The sequence below is a fragment of the Dysgonomonas sp. HDW5B genome, assembly GCF_011299335.1.
GTDB lineage: Bacteria > Bacteroidota > Bacteroidia > Bacteroidales > Dysgonomonadaceae > Dysgonomonas_A.
The window spans coordinates 4,374,555-4,394,366 of record NZ_CP049858.1 but is presented as its reverse complement, the minus strand read 5'-3'; the positions used below and the strand labels follow the sequence as shown (position 1 = coordinate 4,394,366).

Genomic DNA, 19,812 nt, shown 5'->3' with positions numbered 1-19,812 from the left:
GAAATCTCCGGGACTTTATTGTTTATATTATTATATTTTTTAATAATCTCCTTCGAGCATTGAGTCTCTATATCCCAAGAAATATAAAATTCCATCGAGTCCTACAGTCGAAAGAGATTGTTGTGCATTCTCTTTGACTTTAGGTTTTGCATGAAATGCAATTCCTAGTCCAGCAGTAGCCAACATCTGTAGATCATTCGCTCCATCACCTACGGCTACAGTTTGCTTCAAATCTACTTTTTCGACCTGAGCAATTAAACGTAACAACTCGGCTTTGCGTTTGCCATCTACAATATCTCCAAGATGTTTTCCGGTAAGCTTACCATCTTCAATTTCCAGTTCATTGGCATATACATAGTCAAATCCGTATTTTTCTTTTAAGTGATTACCAAAATAAGTAAATCCACCCGAAAGAATGGCTATTTTATATCCACTCTTTTTCAAAATACGTACTAATCGAGTCATTCCCTCTGTGATAGGCAAATTTTCGGCAATCTCTTTCATAACCGATTCATCTAAACCTTTGAGTAGACTAACTCTTCTTTTGAAGCTTTCGGAAAAGTCTATTTCGCCTCTCATAGCAGCTTCAGTAATAGCCCTAACTTCTTCTCCTACTCCTGCACGATCGGCAAGTTCATCTATAACCTCTGTCTGGATAAGAGTTGAATCCATATCAAAGCAAATCAAACGACGCATACGACGATACATACTTTCTTCTTGGAAAGCAATATCAATTTGATATTTTGCAGAAAGAGTAAGGAATGTTTTTTGCAGTTCTTTAAAATGTTCGATAGTTCCGCGAACTGATAATTCTATACACGACCGACCGATTCTATCTTTTTTATTTAAGGGAATGCGAGAAGTCAGACGTGTAATTTTCTCAATGTTGAGTTTATTATCTAGCAATACTTGTGTTACTATGGATATATGTGTTGCATTTAGCTCACGTCCTAAAATAGTAACAGTATAACGATTCTTTCCTTGAAGATTTACCCAAGTGGAATAAGCTTCTTTGCTTAGATGGGAGAATCTGACATTAACACCTAATTCGTCAGCCTTAAATAGTAAATCTTTGAGGATATAACCTGATTTTTCGGTTTGAGACTCAAACATAATTGCTAACGATAGCGAATGATGTATGTTTGCTTGTCCAAGATCAAGTATAGTGGCATTGTAATGTCCTAATATGGCTGTTAAAGCAGTGGTCACACCCGGACGATCTTGTCCTGATATGCGAACTAAAATTATTTCAGTATCCTCCATTCTTAAATTTTAAGTAGTTTCAATTCTTTAATACTACATTCTAAAAAGATATCCAGTTTTGATTTTATACTTTTCGCAGCAATAAAAAGTCAGAGACCTTAGTTTGCTGAGTTTAGTAATTTCGATTCTGCAGTTTCTATAGAGGCAAAATCAAACTGATCTATTATATTTTGTTTTAATAATTCTATTTGCTGATTGCATAAATTACCGATACTTCCTTCGTGTGTATGATTCACTTGTCGGTTGTGTGAGAATTTACCGTTTTCGATATCTAAACCTACTTTCTTGTAAGCATCTCTGAAAGGCATTCCTTCTAATACTAGACGGTTTACTTCTTCTACACTAAATATATAGGTGTATTTATCGTCATTGATAACCTCTTCGTTTACTTTAATTTCACCTATCATACGACCAATCATAGAAATGCAATTGTTTAGCTCATCAAAAGAAGGCAAGAAGATTTCTTTGATAAGTTGCATGTCTCTGAAATAGCCTGACGGAAGATTATTAGTAATCAAAGTAATTTCTGTTGGCAGAGCTTGTAATTTATTACATTTAGCACGGGACAATTCAAATACATCGGGATTCTTCTTATGTGGCATGATACTTGATCCTGTAGTATATTCATCCGGCAACTTTATAAAACCAAAGTTCTGACTATTATACATACATGCATCAAAAGATAGTTTAGATAGAGTTGCGGCTATGCCTGCAATGGCAAAGCCTACAGTGCGTTCCATCTTACCTCTTCCCATTTGAGCATATACGACATTGTAATTCATAGAATCGAATCCTAACAAATCAGTTGTTAGTTGTCTGTTTAATGGGAATGAAGAACCATATCCGGCGGCAGATCCTAAAGGGTTGCGGTTACATATTTTAAATGCAGCTAAAAGTAACTGTAAGTCATCAACAAGGCTTTCTGCATAAGCACCAAACCATAATCCGAATGACGATGGCATTGCTATTTGCAAGTGAGTATAACCGGGTATAAGGACGTTTTTATACTTTTCACTTTGCTGTAAAAGTACATCAATAAGACCTGATACTGATTCTACGACAATTTTAATCTGTTCTCTAGTGAAAAGTTTTAGATCAACCAATACCTGATCGTTTCTCGAACGACCACTGTGAATTTTTTTACCAACATCACCCAATTTACGGGTAAGCATTAATTCTATTTGAGAGTGAACGTCTTCTACATCATTTTCTATTGTAAAAAGACCTTCCTCTATCGTATTATATATTGATTTGAGTTCTTTAAGAAGAATAGATAATTCTTCTTTTGCAAGTAATCCGATTGATTCGAGCATGGTTATATGAGCCATCGAGCCCATTACATCATGTTTGGCTAGATATAAATCCATTTCTCTATCGTGACCAACCGTATACTCTTCTATATCTTTATTAACCAGTGTATTTTTTTGCCAAAGTTTCATTCGTTAGCTTTCCTTAATTAATTAAGCAATTTCAACTATTTATTCTCAGTATTCCCAAAACAACAAAAGGGTCTGAGACCCTTACTTTTCGGCTAGATCACCATAAGGTATGGTGGCTAATGTCTCGGCCATTTTATCCAGTCCGTTTTGTAACGGTTTTGATATCATGGGTTTCAAGAAAGCATTTATGTCGGCTTTTACGGTCAGCTTCATTTTAGTTTCTTCTGTAGCTGATTGTTTTACTGATTGTTTTAATTGAATCCATAAATTCAACTTGAAAGGAAGTTGTTCGGCCTCAAATTTAATTGTAGAATTAGGTTCACGCTCTACAATAACAAATCGAACTTTGCCAATAGGATCTACGGTAACTGTACAGGAATCCTGATCATATGAGAAATCTTTGATTTTGTCCTGAGGTATTTTATCTTTAATCAGGTCTAATTTTCTCAGGTCTGATAAAACCGAAAAAATATCCTGATCCGAATAAGGTATTGTTTTTATATCGCTGATATATTCCGCCATTTTTACGATATTAAGTAAATAAAAGTATTTAGTACTATACTTTCACAGGTTGTTGTCGTCCTTGCCAAAGTAATGCAAAAAAGGTCTTAGACCTTATTTCCAGTTTGCCGGATCTTTTTTCCACTCTTGAAGTGTTTCGAGTTCCGATTCGTCTATATAATCGATTCTCAACGCTTCACCTAATACGGCATCGTAATTAGTAAGAGTTGTAAGCTCTACACCTGCTTTAGTGAAATTTTCTTTTGAAATAGGTAAACCATAGTTAAATATGGCAATCATACCGATAACTTCTGATCCGTCTCTTTTGATGGCCTCTACAGCTTTAAGGCTACTGCCTCCCGTTGAGATCAGGTCTTCAATAACCAATACTTTACTGTTTGGCTTTAACTCACCTTCAATAAGATTTTCCAGTCCGTGATCTTTTGGAGTAGCACGTACATATACAAAAGGTAAGCCTAAAGAATCGGCAACTAATGCTCCCGGTGTTATAGCTCCTGTTGCTACACCTGCTACAGCATCGGCATCGGGGTATAATTCCATTGCTAAACGGCTTAGCTCAATCTTTACGAAATTACGGATTGCAGGATAAGAGAAAAGTTTTCTGTTATCGCAATATATGGGAGACTTCCATCCGGATGCCCATGTAAACGGATTCGATGGTTGAAGCTTTATAGCCTTAATTCTCAACAGCTTTTCTGCTGTCATTTTTTCCAAAGTATTCATAGTCTGTGGGATAAAATAAATATAACAAATTGCAGTGCAAATATAGATATAATGGTAGATATGAGTTATACAATTGTATCTATTTTTTTGATTCTTTATGGATTTATGTGTAATAATAAGTGTTGTATCCTTTAATATCGTAATTTTAGTATGAAAATATTTTTATCTTTGTGAATTCTGTATATTGTATTGTAATTTGACACATTAAGAATGAAGATTATTTGCGTAGGTCTTAATTATCAGGAACATAATCGTGAGATGGGAAGAGTTGATTCGGCTACTTCTGATAATCCGGTTATTTTCATCAAGCCCGACTCTGCTTTACTGAAGGATAATAAGCCTTTTTTTATACCGGATTTTTCGAATGATATTCATTACGAATTGGAAATTGTTGTCCGTATAAACAGATTGGGTAAGAACATTGCAGAACGGTTTGCTCACCGTTATTATGATGAACTGACGGTTGGAGTAGATTTTACGGCAAGAGACTTGCAATCGGAGTTAAAATCGAAAGGGCTTCCTTGGGAACTATCTAAAGGTTTTGACTATTCTGCAGCAATAGGTGAGTTTATTCCAAAAGAAGAATTTTCCGGCTCTATGGATAATTTGAATTTTGAGCTGCATATAAATGGTAATCAGGTTCAAATAGGAAATTCATCTGATATGATTCATTCAGTTGATAAAATAATAGATTATGTGAGCCGTTTCTTTACATTAAAGATTGGCGATATTATATTTACCGGAACTCCTGCCGGAGTTGGACGTGTCGATATAGACGATCACTTGGAGGGTTTTTTGGAAAACAAGAAACTTTTTGATTTTTATGTACGCTAACAAGAATATATATAGGTAATAGTAAGGTCTTAGATATAATTTATAGTGATAAAATTAAAATTATAATTATAAATTGTATTTATGCTTACCAAAGTAACAAAGGTCTGAGACCTTAATTTATATGTTAAGACAAAAACTGTTGCAAAGATATTTCTATACACTACTCTTTTTCAGTATCTGTTCCTTATTTCAACTATCAGCAGTTGATAATGATGGGAGTAGATACGCAGCTAACTCTGTACTATCACAAGGAAACTGGTATAAAATAAAAGTGCCAGGTACCGGTGTGTATAAATTGACTTATGAAGAGTTAGCTAAAATGGGTTTATCTAACCCTCAGAATGTGAAAATATATGGCTATGGAGGCTGGATTCTGGATGAGGACTTTACAAAACCTTATATAGATGATCTTCCTCAGGTTTCGATATGGATGAGTAAAGACCCCGCTAATTTTGGAAAAGGGGATTATATATTGTTTTATGCCCGTGGAGGTATTAAATGGGTATATGATGAAAAACTGAAAGAGTTTGTACACGAACAAAATCCATATTCTAAGAATAGTGATACTAAGGCTGATGAGGTTGCTTATTATTTTGTGACTGAATCTACTGATCAGCCTAAACTCATGGCTACGCAGGCTTCTTCTGCAGCGTCTGTTAAAGTAAATACTTTCGATGATTATTATTTACACGAAAAAGAGCTGGTAAATATAGCAGAAACCGGTCGCAAATTCTTTGGTGAAAGCTTTAAAAGTAAAACTTCTCAGGACTTTACACTACCTCTTGAAGGGATAACTTCCGCTCCTGCTACTATAAGATATGACTTTATATCAAGAGTTACAGTACCGGTTGGGATGCTTAGCGTATCTGTAAATGGAGGTTTGGTTAAAAGCCAGAAGACTGAAGTAACGAATGAATATTATACGCGTGCAACCACCATAAATGATACAATAGTCAGATCAAATCTACAAAATAAGAATACGTTGAATCTTACTTATACAAAGGGATGGAGCACCGATCAGAACCTTTATCTGAATTATATCAGAGTAAATTATCAACGAGCGCTAAAACCATATGGTCCTGTGACCTTATTTCGTGATAAAGCGAATAGGGGAGATATTCAATTCAATATTTCAGAAGCCAGCAGTTCGATGTTGGTATGGGATGTTACGGATAATACTACGGTTCGAAAAATTGATGCATCCTTATCAGGCACTACTCTGAGCTTCGGAGCATCTAACACTGATATACATGAATATGCTTTAGTGGATATTTCTAAAACAATTCCTTCTCCTACACTTGTCGGTAAAGTGTCCAATCAAAACCTTCATGCAAGTACAAGCCCTGATATGATAATTATAGTTCAGCCCTTTTTGAAATCTTATGCTGAGCAAGTTGCCGGATTGCATGAGAACGAAGGTTTGAGGTCGTTAATTGTTAGTCCCGATGATATTTATAATGAGTTTTCGTCCGGCAATCCGGATATAACTGCGTATCGTCGATTTGTGAAAATGTTCTATGACAGAAGTACTTCCGAAGAAGATAGACCTAAATATCTTTTCCTTTTTGGAGGGGGCACATTCGATAATCGCTTTATTCAGTCTAATTGGACTGCCGAGAATAAAAAGTCAATGCTTTTGACTTATCAAACAGAAGAGTCTTTACAGGAGACAGCTTCTTATGTAACTGATGACTATTTAGGATTTTTGGATGATAGCGAAGGTCGTGATTTGGCTTTAGACAAGCTGGATATTTCTATAGGGCGTCTGCCTGTGAGAACCGAAAATGAAGCTCAAATAGCTGTAAGCAAAATAACAGCATATATGGAGAATACTAATAGAGGAATATGGCAAAATAATATAACATTTATTGCCGATGATGCAATTGCTCCTAATCACACACTCATATCGGAGCGAGGACATATGTTAGATGCCGAAAAACTAGCTACTTACACTGCTACTAACCATCCTGATTTTATATTGAACCGTATTTATCAAGATTCTTATGAAAGAGTATTAAGCACCAATGGTGCACGTTATCCGGATGCTACACAAGCAGTTCTTGATAATATAAATAGAGGGACTTTGGCTTTGAATTTTATAGGGCATGGTGCTACAGATTCTTGGACTCATGAGTTTCTATTGAAGCTTTCGGATATAACTGCAATGAATAATAACAGATTACCTCTTTGGATAACTGCAACTTGCGATTTTAGCCGCTTCGACGCCGATGATACTTCGGGAGGCGAAGTTGCCTTATTGAATCCTAATGGAGGTGCTATTGCTTTGTTTTCTACAGTAAGAGTTGTATTTATTGTTGATAATACTCTTATGAATAACAATATAACCAAGCATTTATTGAAACCCAAAGACGGAAAAGCTGCTCGAATGGGTGATATAATTCGTAATGCTAAACTGGAGAAAGATATGTTGCAGGATATGAATAAGCTGAAGTTCCAATTATTAGGAGATCCTGCATTAAGATTAAATTATCCGGATGAAACTTATCGTGTTGAAGTTACTGAAATGAATGGACTGTCTGCCGATGAAAAAGATCTTAATATACAAGCTTTAGATAATACAATTATCAAGGGAAATATTGTTAATCAGAATGGAGATATAGTTACAGACTTTAATGGTAAGCTCGAATCGATCGTGTTTGATTCGGAGCAGACTCTTAGAACAAGAGGAAATACTCCGGATGGCCTAAGTGATGAGATTGCTATGAGTTATAAAGATTATACGAATACTTTATTCTCCGGTAGTGTCGAAGTTAAAGAAGGTACATTTGAAATTAACTTTGTAGCTCCCAAAGATATTTTGTATACAGGTGGGAAAGGGAAAATGAGTTTTTATGCCCATAATGAGGACGGAGATAAAAAAGCTCAGGGTTCTTTTTATAATTATACGGTAGGGGGTACAAATACTAATTTGCCCGAAGAAACTAATCCTCCTGTTATTTCAAATATGTTTTTGAATACTCCTCAATTTAAAAATGGAGATCATGTAAATCCTACTCCCCTCTTTTTCGCTGATATTTCGGACGACACCGGAATTAATTTATCAAGTGGAATAGGGCACAATATGGTACTTATTCTTAATAATCGAACAAATATTGATATGACTCCTTACTTTGAGAATGATGAAAATTCAACTAAAAAAGGAAGTATAAGATATCAATTTCCCGAGTTAGACGAAGGACATCATACGTTAGAGTTGAGAGTCTGGGATGTTTGGAATAATTCAGCAAGTCAAACAATTGATTTTATTATAAGTAATGATTTCAGACCGGCAATCTATAATTTCGAAATATGGGGTAATCCAGCAATAAATGAAACTAATTTTGTGTTGAACACAAATACTCCGGGAACAAATGTCGATGTCAAAATATCGGTTTATTCATTGACTGGAGCCCTCATGTGGGTGCATGAAGAAAGTGCAGATTATCTGGAACAATATTCCTATAATTGGAATTTAAATGACTCTGGAGGCTCACGTTTAAATCCGGGTGTTTATATTTGTACAGCACAAGTAAGTCTCAATGGAAGGGTTTCATCCATAAAATCTCAGAAATTAATTGTTACCCATTAAGATTGAGTTTTATCTTTATGCTACAATATGTACACGTACCTATGAGTAAATATAGTATTTCGTAATATGTTTGAAGTTACAACACATTATATTTGTTATATTTTGCTAAAATATAAAAGGTCTGAGACCTAAACAAAAACAAAGATTAAACCTATGATAAGAATTAGTAAGAAATACCTATTTATAGCTCTTTTCCTGATTAGTACACTTACAGGATATACACAAGAGTTGGCCAATCCTCCGATAACGGCAGTTCCATCGTTAACGATAGCACCCGATGCACGCGGAGGAGGTATGGGAGACGTTGGAGCAGCTACTCTGCCCGACCTCTATTCGCAACATTGGAACCCTGCAAAATATGCATTTCTGGAAACTAAGGCCGGAATATCGATGTCGTACACTCCTTGGTTACGCAAAATCGTAAAAGATATAGCTATGGTTTACGCTTCGGGTTTCTATAAATTTGGAAATGAAGATAATCAGGCATTAAGTGCTTCGATACGCTATTTCTCGATAGGTGATATACCTGAAGTCGATTTAAATGGTCAATTTGGTTCAGTTGTCTCTCCGTACGAAATGGCTTTTGATGTAGCCTATTCGCGTAAACTGACACAGACATTCTCGGGTAGTGTTGCCATGCGGTATATTCGCACAGATTATACTACATCAGTTGATGATGGAACAACTCCGGGAAATGCTTTTGCTGCCGACTTGTCCGGATACAATGAATCGTATGTAATGATCGGTTCTGCCGAAAGTTTGCTAGGACTGGGTTTCAATATATCCAATGTTGGCTCTAAAATATCAATGGATGGAGGTGCTAACAGTTATTTTATTCCGACAAATATGCGTTTAGGAGCTTCTCTTACATATCCTTTGGACGAATATAATACACTGGCATTCAGTATGGACCTGAATAAGCTCTTAGTTCCATCTCGCCCTGTAAGAGGAGATGAAGAAAGTCTTGAAGACTTTCAGGCACGTCAACGAGCAGTAGCTGAAACATCACCGATTAGTGGGATATTTAAATCATTTACGGATTCACCTTATGGACTTAGAGGAGAGCTGGAAGAGATAGCTTGGTCGGCGGGTATGGAGTATGCATACAATAACCAGTTTATGGTTAGAGGCGGATACTTTCATGAAAGCGAAAGACAAGGAAACCGAAAATATTTCTCATTTGGAGCAGGATTTAAAATGAATGTATTTCAACTCGATGCTGCATACTTAATTTCGTCAGCAGAATCTAATCCTTTGGATCAGACAATCCGTTTTTCGCTAGGGTTTGATATGGATGGATTAAGAAATTTATTTAAATAAGATAAGGTATTTTTAAGCACAATTTATTGAAGAATTATAATGAAGATACGTGTAGGATTTGGATATGATGTTCATCGTTTAGTAGAAGGTCGTGATTTATGGCTGGGTGGAGTGAAGATTGATTTTGAAAAAGGATTAATGGGACATTCTGATGCAGATGTACTTATCCATGCTATTTGCGATGCCCTATTGGGTGCAGCTAACCTTAGAGATATAGGATTTCATTTTCCTGATACAGCTAAGGAATATAAAGATGTTGATAGTAAATTACTACTGAAGAAAACTTTAGAGGTACTTACCGAAAAAGGATATAGAATAGGAAATATAGATGCTACGATTTGTGCCGAACAGCCAAAGATAAATCCTCATATACCCCAGATGCAGAAAGTGATGGCAGATATTTTGGAGATTAATGTAGATGATCTCTCAATCAAAGCCACAACTTCTGAGAAAATGGGATTTGTGGGCAGAGAAGAAGGGTTTTCATCGTATGCTGTTGCTTTAATAGAGAAGATATAATATCCGAATATGTTGAAAAGATAATGGAACAGGAAGTAAAAATAGAATCTACAGCAGATGGGTCTCACACGCTTTTTGTTCCTTCTCTTAATGAACATTATCATTCGGTGAATGGGGCAAAACAGGAATCCGATCATATTTATATAAAAGCAGGTCTATTACATTCGCTCAAGGATGATATAAAAATACTCGAAATAGGTTTTGGTACGGGACTTAATGCGTATCTCTCTTTACAGGTTACCCTGAATACAGCTAAAAGAATAGATTATACAAGTCTTGAGCTTTATCCGCTATCAATGGACATCGTTGGGCAATTAAATTATGTGGAGAGCGGTGAGCCTGAAGACAAAGAATACTTTACTCAACTTCATTATTGTGACTGGGGTAAAAGGAATGAGATAACATCTTCTTTTTATCTTACCAAGATTCAAACTGATTTTAGTAAATTAGATTTTCCATTATATCTGGATACCACCTTTGATGTAATTTACTTTGATGCTTTTGCACCCGAGAAGCAATCGGAGATGTGGTCACAGAGAATATTTGATACCTTATATAATTTAACAAACAAGGAGGGTATTCTTACTACCTATTGTGCTAAAGGAGTTGTCAGACGTATGTTATTACAAGCCGGCTATAATGTAGAGCGTTTAGCGGGTCCTCCCGGAAAACGGGAAATTTTAAGAGCCACGAAATTATAAGATCAGTCTTTTTTGTCTAAAACTTTAATGATCGAATCTAGCTTATGACTAAAGACTTCTGCTCCTAAATAGCTGAGATGATCTGAATCAAAGAAAAGCTCATAGTTTTTGTTGCCAGTTTCTTTATTAAAATCGTTCAAACAATCGTAGTAGAATACATCTTTATTATCAGCTAACTCATTTGCTGCAGAATACAACATATTCAATTGCTTTTGGTTAAGAAGTTTAACAAATGATGCATGTGCAGGTATTGTGACAAAAATAGTTTTGGCTTTCTTCTTTTTTCCTATTTCAATAATCTTCTTTAAATATTCTATATTCTCAAAATATCTCCAATCTAAATCAGATGCAGTGTGAGCTGAAATAACTTTTTCAGAAACTTCTTTAATTACATCCACGCTTTTGGCCGGTTTTAAAATAACAAATCCTTTAGGCGTTAAATTAGGTATAGGGTCTTCTTTTTTATAATAATAATTTTGAATGATCTGAAAATTAGTTCTCATCGTTTCGTCCAGAAATAACAATCTTTTCAATGGATTTTGTTCTATATCTATTCCATAATATATATTATAATACTTACGTCTCCATCTTTGTGGATGGTCTTCAATATTAGTCCATAACAGATGATATGATAAAGGAATTATTACATACTCTAAAGAATCTAATTTATCTTGATATCTGTCCAAAATTTTATAGTCTATATCTAATGTTTGTGCATAGTTTGCAGTGTTGAATGCGTTTTTAGTAAAAGAGTCGGGGTTGATTCCTGTTATTCCATGTGAACTACCAAGTATAAGTATCCGTGTATTGCTGGAGTTGGTTTTAAGAAAATCAGCTTTAACCATGTAAGCATTAGGTAACCTTCTTAAAAGGGTTTCAAGCCCAATTACAATAACAATAAATGGGCTTATGAATATAAGAGTATATAATATTAGTTTTTTCATCTTCAAATACTCAACAATTTATTGTTTACCATTTTTCCCTTCTATTACTTTAATAAGAGAGTCAACTTTGCAAGTAACTTTTTGAGCCCCTATATAACTTAGATGATCTCCATTATTAAAATCCTGAAGAGTGTAACTTCGAGCGTCTTCTAAAAAATCATAATAGAAAACATTTTCATTATCCTGAATGCTATCCATTAAATGATGCATTGAGTTTAACTGCTCTTTGTTTAAGTTGTCAATATATGTAGGGTAGCAAGGTATAGTAATAAAAATAACTTTAGAATGTTTCTTTTTAGCTATCTGTATTATACTCTCTAGACATCTTAAATTCTCATTATATCTAAACGTTAAATCCTGAACAGTGAATCCTTCTGCAACAGATTTACCATGCTTTTCGATTTTCTCTAAATTGGAAGTTGGTGGTGCAGGAATAAAACCATTTATATAATTGAATGTTATGGGGCGTTTATTCCAGTAATACAACTTTAGATACTCTAAATCTTTTTTTATAGGTTCATCAAGAAATAGAAACATCTTTAAAGGGTTATGTTCTATATCTATATTGAAATAGATATTATTATATTTCGCCATCCATTTAAAATATTCTAAGTCTGAAAGCTTAAACCAAAGCGACTGATAGGACATAGATACAATAATGTATTCTAACGAGTCCAACTGATCTTGATACTTAGATAGAAGAGCATAATCAATATCTAAAGTCTGAGCACCTTGGGCTAAATTGTAAGCTTCTTTTGATAAAAGTTCGGGGTTTATAGCATTAGCAGCATGCGAATTTCCTAAAATAAGAATTTTTGTTTGTTTTACTTTTGTTTTAAATTCATCCGCCTTAACCATATGACTATTTGGTATGTTTCTTAACAAATACTCTATTACGATTATAGTCACAATAAAAGGAGTAATGAATATCACTGTATATAAGATAAGTTTCTTCATTAATTTAGAATTGAAAATAAATGAATGCTTGATGGTGTCCCGAGTAAATGAAAATTAATATACCAATAATATAATAGAACGACCAACGTAAAAAACTGCTTTTGACTTTGATTCCTATCTTTTCAATGGCATAATTATTTTCTCTCCCCATCCATTCAATGGAAAAGAATAAAAGAATAAGTAGTAAAACTTGTCCGGAATACATTTTAGGGAAACTAAACAATTCAGGAGTGAAAATATCTTTTATAAAGTAAAGTGCATGATGAATACTTTCAGCCCGGAAGAATATCCAGGCAAAAGTAGATAATAAGAAAGTTGAAAGTACTTGAAATATTTCAGTTAACGAAGGCAGTATACGGCCTTGTGCCACTACATCCAGATTTCTTCTATTGGACTTAAATAGTATTGAAGGCATTATAAAGAGAGCATTTAATCCACCCCATGCTAAAAATGTCCAATTAGCCCCATGCCAGAATCCGCTAACTAAGAATATAATAAATGTATTTCGGATCGTTTTAAGCATAGTACCTCTACTTCCTCCCAATGGAATATATACATAATCTTTGAACCAAGAAGACAAGGAGATATGCCATCGCCTCCAAAATTCAGCAATATCTCTTGAAAAGTAAGGAAAGCTGAAATTCTTCAATAGCTCAAAACCTAGCAATCGCGCAGAACCTAAAGCAATATCAGAATAACCGGAAAAATCACCATAAATCTGAATTGTAAAGAATATGGCTCCTAACACCAATGAACTTCCATGATATTGATCCGGATTGTTAAATACATTATCTGCCAGAACAGCACAGTTATCAGCAATTACTACTTTCTTAAATAATCCCCATAAAATCTGTCTTAATCCATCAATTGCTTTACTATAATTAAAAGTCCTTGCTTTTTCAACTTGTGGAAGTAAATGTGTCGCCCGTTCAATTGGTCCGGCTACAAGTAAAGGGAAGAAACTTACAAATAAGCTATAATTAACCCAGCTATGACAAGGTTTTATTTTGTCATTATATATATCAAATACATACGAAAGTCCATGGAAGGTATAAAACGATATACCAACCGGTAAAATAATATTTAATGTTGAAAAATGCGCAGTAAGTCCAACCGAAGCCAATAGTTCAGCAAAAGACTCAACAAAGAAGTTATAATATTTAAATATTCCGAGAAAACCTAAGTTGATGCCAACACTAAGTATAAGCCATATTTTTTTACTTACTTTAGAATGTACCTTTGCTATTTGCAAGCCTGAAACAAAATCTAGAATGGTTGAAAATCCAAGAAGAAACAAGAATCGCCAATCCCAGCAGGCATAGAAGAAATAGCTGGATATAACTAATAAGAGATTTTGAATTTTATATGATTTCTTGAAAACAAACCAATAGAGAATAAAAACAACAGGTAAAAAAATGGCGTATTCGATTGAATTAAAAAACATATAGTATATTGATATTAGTGTGTATATTATTTACTAGGTAGTGTTTATCCGAAATAAAGAAGGCTCAAAGATATTATAAAAAAATGAAAGTATTATTAGTTCTAGTTTTCATTATATGAATTTAAAAGGATTGAATATTAATGATATTTGCTGATTCTATTTGATGGAATATATATAATGTATGGTTGGAAGATGTTTTTAGGGTAAATATATTCAAACGATTTGTGGTCTCTATCCTCATATCTTAAGCAATATTCTCCCATAATTCAGCTAACCAAAAAATCCTCCAATTTTTTTTCACAATGTAAACCACTGTTTAGATATAAGTTAAGGAATAAAGGAAAAAAACTTTTGAAAAATAGTTGTAATAATATTTGGAGCGTATATAAAAAGCGACTACTTTTGCACTCGCTTTAAAACCGAGAGACGGTTATTAAACAAAGCAAAAAAAGAACGATCTTTGACACGGTTGATACATAAGAAACAAAAAATATAGCATTAGACGGGTAGAGACTAATTTTAGATTAGAGACTCTAACTCAACGTCAAAAACCTTGAGTGAAAAAAAAAGACAAACGCTTCCAAGAATATAAAAAAGATATACAAAGAAGAGTTTGATCCTGGCTCAGGATGAACGCTAGCGACAGGCCTAACACATGCAAGTCGAGGGGTAGCATGAAGTAGCAATACTTTGATGACGACCGGCGCACGGGTGAGTAACACGTATGCAACCTACCTTCTACAGGGGAATAGCCCGGAGAAATTCGGATTAATACCCCATAACGCAGGGATACCGCATGGTAATATTTGCTAAAGATTAATCGGTAGAAGATGGGCATGCGTTCCATTAGCCAGTTGGTGAGGTAACGGCTCACCAAAGCAACGATGGATAGGGGAACTGAGAGGTTTATCCCCCACACTGGAACTGAGACACGGTCCAGACTCCTACGGGAGGCAGCAGTGAGGAATATTGGTCAATGGACGAGAGTCTGAACCAGCCAAGTCGCGTGAAGGATGACTGCCCTACGGGTTGTAAACTTCTTTTGTATGGGAGTAAAAAAGGTTACGTGTAACCTATTGCAAGTACCATACGAATAAGCATCGGCTAACTCCGTGCCAGCAGCCGCGGTAATACGGAGGATGCGAGCGTTATCCGGATTTATTGGGTTTAAAGGGTGCGTAGGCGGGATAATAAGTCAGCGGTGAAAGTTTGAGGCTCAACCTTAAAATTGCCGTTGAAACTGTTTTTCTTGAGTATATTTGAAGTAGGCGGAATTCGTGGTGTAGCGGTGAAATGCATAGATATCACGAAGAACTCCAATTGCGAAGGCAGCTTACTAAACTATAACTGACGCTGAAGCACGAAAGCGTGGGTATCAAACAGGATTAGATACCCTGGTAGTCCACGCCGTAAACGATGATTACTAGCTGTTTGTGATATTACAATAAGCGGCTAAGCGAAAGCGATAAGTAATCCACCTGGGGAGTACGCCGGCAACGGTGAAACTCAAAGGAATTGACGGGGGCCCGCACAAGCGGAGGAACATGTGGTTTAATTCGATGATACGCGAGGAACCTTACCCGGGCTTGAAATGCATCTGACCGGCTTGGAAACAGGCCTTCTAGCAATAGCAGATGTGTAGGTGCTGCATGGTTGTCGTCAGCTCGTGCCGTGAGGTGTCGGCTTAAGTGCCATAACGAGCGCAACCCACATTGTTAGTTACTAACAGGTCAAGCTGAGGACTCTGACAAGACTGCCAGCGTAAGCTGTGAGGAAGGTGTGGATGACGTCAAATCAGCACGGCCCTTACGTCCGGGGCGACACACGTGTTACAATGGATGGTACAGAGGGTCGCTACCTGGTGACAGGATGCCAATCTCCAAAGCCATTCCCAGTTCGGATTGGAGTCTGCAACTCGACTCCATGAAGCTGGATTCGCTAGTAATCGCGCATCAGCCATGGCGCGGTGAATACGTTCCCGGGCCTTGTACACACCGCCCGTCAAGCCATGGAAGCTGGGGGTACCTGAAGTACGTAACCGCAAGGAGCGTCCTAGGGTAAAACTAGTGACTGGGGCTAAGTCGTAACAAGGTAGCCGTACCGGAAGGTGCGGCTGGAACACCTCCTTTCTGGAGAAGCCTTGTCTTAAAAAGAGACCCTTTTAAAGAAAAGGAATCTACCCGATGTCTAATGTCTTTTCAATGTTTCAATAACTATGTACAACCTAACAAAATAAGAGAACAGAGAAGCTGTGTATCCACAGTTTCAGGCGCACAAGAACAAGCCAGTCCTATAGCTCAGTTGGTTAGAGCGCTACACTGATAATGTAGAGGTCGGCAGTTCAACTCTGCCTGGGACTACAAAGTACGAAGGAAGTCACGCTTCCCACTACGGGGGATTAGCTCAGCTGGCTAGAGCACCTGCCTTGCACGCAGGGGGTCAACGGTTCGAATCCGTTATTCTCCACAATACCTATCTAATAGGTAAACGATCTTTGACATGATGTAAAAAAGAGCAAGTAAAAATATAACGAGTATATATCAAACCGGTATATAAGCGTTCTACGGAACACTTATAAATCAGGCGAAGAAAAAAGTAAATAAGGGCACATGGGGATGCCTAGGCTCTCGAAGGCGAAGAAGGACGTGATAAGCTGCGAAAAGCTTGGGGGAGGAGCAAATATCCATTATATCCCAAGATCTCCGAATGGGGCAACCCGGCGGTTGAAGAAACCGTCATCTGGTCTAACCAGAAGCAAACGTGGGGAACTGAAACATCTAAGTACCCATAGGAAAAGAAAACAAAAGTGATTCCCAGAGTAGTGGCGAGCGAAATGGGATTAGCCCAAACCAATAATGTTTCGGCATTATTGGGGTTGTAGGACTGCGTCGTGGCAAGAAGTTAGAGTAGTAGAACGATTTGGAAAGATCGATCACAGAGGGTGATAATCCCGTATACGAAACCCTAACCAAGCCTAGCAGACTCCTGAGTAGTGCGGGACACGAGAAATCCTGTATGAATCCACCGGGACCATCCGGTAAGGCTAAATACTTCCGAGAGACCGATAGTGAACCAGTACCGTGAGGGAAAGGTGAAAAGAACCTCGAACAGAGGAGTGAAATAGACCCTGAAACCATGTGCCTACAAGCGGTCGGAGCCAGTAATGGTGACGGCGTGCCTTTTGCATAATGAACCTACGAGTTACTCTCATTGGCAAGGTTAAGTACTATTAGGTACGCAGCCGAAGCGAAAGCAAGTCTTAACAGGGCGCTTAGTCAATGGGAGTAGACGCGAAACCAAGTGATCTACCCTTGAGCAGGTTGAAGGTTGGGTAACACCAATTGGAGGACCGAACCGGTAAGCGTTGAAAAGCTTTCGGATGACTTGAGGGTAGGGGTGAAAGGCTAATCAAACTTGGAGATAGCTCGTACTCCCCGAAATGCATTTAGGTGCAGCCTCGGCTTATAACTTATGTCAGGTAGAGCTACTGATTGGATGCGAGGGCTTCACCGCCTATCAAGTCCAGATAAACTCCGAATGGGCATAAGTTTTTACCGGGAGTGAGGGCATGGGTGCTAAGGTCCATGTCCGAGAGGGAAAGAACCCAGACCATCAGCTAAGGTCCCCAAATACATGTTAAGTTGAATTAACGAAGTGTTGCTACAGAGACAGCTAGGATGTTGGCTTGGAAGCAGCCATTCATTTAAAGAGTGCGTAACAGCTCACTAGTCGAGTGGCGATGCGTGGATAATAATCGGGCATCAAACATGTTACCGAAGCTATGGGATAAAATATTATCGGTAGGGGAGCATTCCGTTCAGCGTAGAAGGCGTAGCGTAAGCTACTCTGGAGCGTACGGAAAAGCAAATGTAGGTATGAGTAACGATAAAGGAGGTGAGAAACCTCCTCGCCGAAAGACTAAGGTTTCCTGATCAACGCTAATCGGATCAGGGTAAGTCGGGACCTAAGGATAAGCCGAAGGGCGATTCCGATGGACGAAACGGTTAATATTCCGTTACTACTGTATAGAGTGATGTGGGGACGCAGAAGTGAAACTACTGCCATCTGACGGAATAGATGGTTAAAGAGTGTAGATGTTGATTTCGGTAGGCAAATCCGCCGAGAGAGTCGAACTTGAAAGTATGACGAGCCCTTGTGGCAAGTTAAAAATGTAGGTAAACAAACTGCCAAGAAAAACCGCTAAACGCTAATCTATATCGTACCCGTACTAAAACGGACACACGTAGTTGGGTTGAGTATACTAAGGCGCTCGAGTGATTCACAGTTAAGGAATTAGGCAAAATGACCCTGTAACTTCGGGAGAAAGGGTACCTACAGCAATGTAGGTCGCAGAGAATAGGTCCAGGCAACTGTTTAACAAAAACACATGGCTATGCAAATTAGAAATAAGAAGTATATAGCCTGACACCTGCCCGGTGCTGGAAGGTTAAGAGGAGAAGTCATCAGCAATGAGAAGCTTTGAATTGAAGCCCCAGTAAACGGCGGCCGTAACTATAACGGTCCTAAGGTAGCGAAATTCCTTGTCGGGTAAGTTCCGACCTGCACGAATGGTGTAATGATCTGGACACTGTCTCAACTGTGAGCTCGGTGAAATTGTAGTATCGGTGAAGATGCCGATTACCCGCGATGGGACGAAAAGACCCCGTGAACCTTTACTATAGCTTTACATTGAATTTGGGCACTTGATGTGTAGGATAGGCCGGAGACTATGAAGCAGGTACGCTAGTATTTGTGGAGTCACCCTTGAAATACGGCCCTTTAATTGTTTGAATTCTAACCCGTGGATACGGGGACACTGTATGGTGGGTAGTTTGACTGGGGTGGTCGCCTCCAAAAGAGTAACGGAGGCTTCTAAAGGTGCGCTCAGAACGATTGGTAACCGTTCGTAGAGTGTAATGGCATAAGCGCGCTTGACTGAGAGACCGACAAGTCGATCAGGTAGGAAACTAGAGCATAGTGATCCGGTGGTTTCAGTATGGAATGGCCATCGCTCAAAGGATAAAAGGTACTCCGGGGATAACAGGCTGATCATTCCCAAGAGCTCATATCGACGGAATGGTTTGGCACCTCGATGTCGGCTCGTCACATCCTGGGGCTGGAGAAGGTCCCAAGGGTTGGGCTGTTCGCCCATTAAAGTGGCACGCGAGCTGGGTTCAGAACGTCGTGAGACAGTTCGGTCTCTATCTATCGTGGGCGCAGGATATTTGCGGAGATCTGACACTAGTACGAGAGGACCGTGTTGGACAGACCCCTGGTTTACCGGTTGTTCCGCCAGGAGCATCGCCGGGTAGCTAAGTCTGGATCGGATAAGTGCTGAAAGCATCTAAGTACGAAGCCGGCTTCAAGATAAGATATCCTTATAAGGGTCGTCGAAGACTACGACGTTGATAGGCTACAGGTGTAAAGGCAGTAATGTCATAGCCGAGTAGTACTAATTGCCCGAAACTTTTTTCCATGACTCTGCCCAGAGTCTCGCCTGATTGACCCAGGTTTGCTACATACAAGTTATTTGAAAGCTCTTTTACATCATCTCAAT

The 19,812-nt window shown here is 37.8% G+C and carries 12 protein-coding genes, 2 tRNA genes and 2 rRNA genes; 9 read left to right on the top strand and 7 right to left on the bottom strand.

Translation table 11 applies throughout. The annotated features are described in order from the left end of the window. Window positions 1–39 precede the first annotated feature (39 nt). The 4 genes from serB to pyrE all read right to left on the bottom strand — a co-directional run bounded on the left by serB (window position 40) and on the right by pyrE (window position 3,947). A complete protein-coding gene (gene serB / locus G7051_RS18115) occupies window positions 40–1,263 on the bottom strand; it encodes a phosphoserine phosphatase SerB (RefSeq protein WP_166202571.1) in 1,224 nt (407 codons plus the stop codon). 98 nt (window positions 1,264–1,361) lie between these two features. Continuing rightward, window positions 1,362–2,702 (bottom strand): argininosuccinate lyase, encoded by a 1,341-nt coding sequence (gene argH / locus G7051_RS18110; RefSeq protein ID WP_166202569.1) that lies wholly within the window; start codon window positions 2,700–2,702, stop codon window positions 1,362–1,364. Window positions 2,703–2,783: 81 nt separating this feature from the next. Next, a complete protein-coding gene (locus G7051_RS18105; RefSeq protein ID WP_166202567.1) occupies window positions 2,784–3,224 on the bottom strand; it encodes an SRPBCC family protein in 441 nt (146 codons plus the stop codon). Window positions 3,225–3,317: 93 nt separating this feature from the next. Then, the gene (gene pyrE / locus G7051_RS18100) at window positions 3,318–3,947 is read right to left on the bottom strand and encodes an orotate phosphoribosyltransferase (RefSeq protein WP_166117524.1); all 630 of its coding nucleotides are present in this window, start codon (window positions 3,945–3,947) and stop codon (window positions 3,318–3,320) included. Window positions 3,948–4,157: 210 nt separating this feature from the next. On the opposite strand from pyrE, the gene G7051_RS18095 reads away from it, so the two are divergent. The 5 genes from G7051_RS18095 to mnmD all read left to right on the top strand — a co-directional run bounded on the left by G7051_RS18095 (window position 4,158) and on the right by mnmD (window position 10,910). Then, window positions 4,158–4,781: a fumarylacetoacetate hydrolase family protein gene (locus G7051_RS18095; protein WP_166202565.1), complete on the top strand. Its 624-nt coding sequence runs from the start codon at window positions 4,158–4,160 to the stop codon at window positions 4,779–4,781. Window positions 4,782–4,902: 121 nt separating this feature from the next. After that, on the top strand, window positions 4,903–8,370 hold the full coding sequence (porU, locus tag G7051_RS18090) for a type IX secretion system sortase PorU (RefSeq protein ID WP_166202563.1): 3,468 nt from the start codon (window positions 4,903–4,905) through the stop codon (window positions 8,368–8,370). Window positions 8,371–8,523: 153 nt separating this feature from the next. Next, window positions 8,524–9,690: a type IX secretion system outer membrane channel protein PorV gene (gene porV, locus G7051_RS18085; protein ID WP_166202561.1), complete on the top strand. Its 1,167-nt coding sequence runs from the start codon at window positions 8,524–8,526 to the stop codon at window positions 9,688–9,690. Window positions 9,691–9,729: 39 nt separating this feature from the next. Beyond that, on the top strand, window positions 9,730–10,209 hold the full coding sequence (gene ispF, locus G7051_RS18080) for a 2-C-methyl-D-erythritol 2,4-cyclodiphosphate synthase (protein ID WP_166202559.1): 480 nt from the start codon (window positions 9,730–9,732) through the stop codon (window positions 10,207–10,209). Window positions 10,210–10,232: 23 nt separating this feature from the next. After that, window positions 10,233–10,910, top strand: a complete 678-nt coding sequence (gene mnmD / locus G7051_RS18075; protein WP_166202557.1) for a tRNA (5-methylaminomethyl-2-thiouridine)(34)-methyltransferase MnmD — start codon at window positions 10,233–10,235, stop codon at window positions 10,908–10,910. A 2-nt stretch (window positions 10,911–10,912) separates the two neighbouring features. On the opposite strand, the gene G7051_RS18070 is transcribed toward mnmD, so the two are convergent. From G7051_RS18070 to G7051_RS18060, 3 genes are read right to left on the bottom strand one after another with little or no spacing between them, the layout of a single operon-like run. After that, window positions 10,913–11,854 (bottom strand): hypothetical protein, encoded by a 942-nt coding sequence (locus tag G7051_RS18070; protein ID WP_166202555.1) that lies wholly within the window; start codon window positions 11,852–11,854, stop codon window positions 10,913–10,915. An 18-nt stretch (window positions 11,855–11,872) separates the two neighbouring features. Further along, complete coding sequence (locus tag G7051_RS18065) at window positions 11,873–12,811, bottom strand: hypothetical protein (RefSeq protein WP_166202553.1); 939 nt, start codon at window positions 12,809–12,811, stop codon at window positions 11,873–11,875. Between the two features lie 4 nt (window positions 12,812–12,815). Beyond that, a complete protein-coding gene (locus G7051_RS18060) occupies window positions 12,816–14,255 on the bottom strand; it encodes an MBOAT family protein (protein WP_166202551.1) in 1,440 nt (479 codons plus the stop codon). 601 nt (window positions 14,256–14,856) lie between these two features. Between G7051_RS18060 and G7051_RS18055 the strand changes: the two genes are divergently transcribed. The 4 genes from G7051_RS18055 (at window position 14,857) to G7051_RS18040 (ending at window position 19,731) form a co-directional block, all read left to right on the top strand. Continuing rightward, window positions 14,857–16,384, top strand: a 16S ribosomal RNA gene (locus G7051_RS18055). Window positions 16,385–16,541: 157 nt separating this feature from the next. Then, window positions 16,542–16,615: transfer RNA gene (locus G7051_RS18050), tRNA-Ile, on the top strand. A gap of 32 nt (window positions 16,616–16,647) precedes the next feature. After that, window positions 16,648–16,721: transfer RNA gene (locus tag G7051_RS18045), tRNA-Ala, on the top strand. Window positions 16,722–16,843: 122 nt separating this feature from the next. Next, window positions 16,844–19,731: ribosomal RNA gene (locus tag G7051_RS18040) — 23S ribosomal RNA — on the top strand. The 16S and 23S rRNA genes sit together here with 2 tRNA genes alongside, the layout of an rRNA operon. Window positions 19,732–19,812: the final 81 nt, after the last annotated feature.